Raw genomic sequence first — 637 nt, forward strand, 5'->3', positions numbered from 1 at the left:
CTCGGCAGCGCAGACGGCAACCGATTATTTCATCATCGACTGGATCGCGATTGGCTCTCCGTCGCCGGGTGCTTCCCGGTCGGAATTGTTGTTCGAACAGCAGGCACGTGCCTCTGGCGATGCGGCCAACGCGCTTGAAATCACCGGGCTTCAGTCATCGTTGGTCGATGCGCAGGGCGATATCACCTCGCTCGCCTCCGGCGTCTCAGCGTTGGAAACCAACGTCACCAATCTGGAGGATGGGGTTGCCGCGCAAGCGCAGGCGCTGACTGCACTTGAAGCTGACGTTGATGGCAAGGCCAGTGCGGACGCACTCAGCCAGTTGACGGCCGAAGTCTTGGCGATCGGCAGCGGCGTCGTCAGCCAGAGTGAAGCTGTCACAGCGGTTCGCAACAGCCTGTTTCCGTTGGCGTCCGAAATGCTTGATCAGGACTTTTCCAATTTCCTCGGTGATCAGAAAGGACTGGAAGCGACGACGAGGGCAGAGCAGTCGCTTACCACCAGGATCGAAAGCAACCAAAGCTCTCTTGAGATCGTGGCTCAGGCCTTGACGCTGGTTCAGGCGGCGTTACCCGGAAAGGCGGAAACGACCGCGGTTGAAACTCTCAGCAGCCGCGTGACAGCAACCGAAAGTTCT

The 637-nt window shown here is 59.2% G+C and carries 1 protein-coding gene; it reads left to right on the forward strand.

All coding sequences use genetic code 11. From position 1 onward, the window contains the following. Nucleotides 1-88: 88 nt before the first annotated feature. The coding region (locus ASD32_RS30150; RefSeq protein ID WP_210171118.1) for a hypothetical protein at nt 89-637 on the forward strand (549 nt) is incomplete at its 3' end.

The organism is Rhizobium sp. Root483D2 (genome assembly GCF_001426685.1).
Lineage (GTDB): Bacteria > Pseudomonadota > Alphaproteobacteria > Rhizobiales > Rhizobiaceae > Pararhizobium > Pararhizobium qamdonense.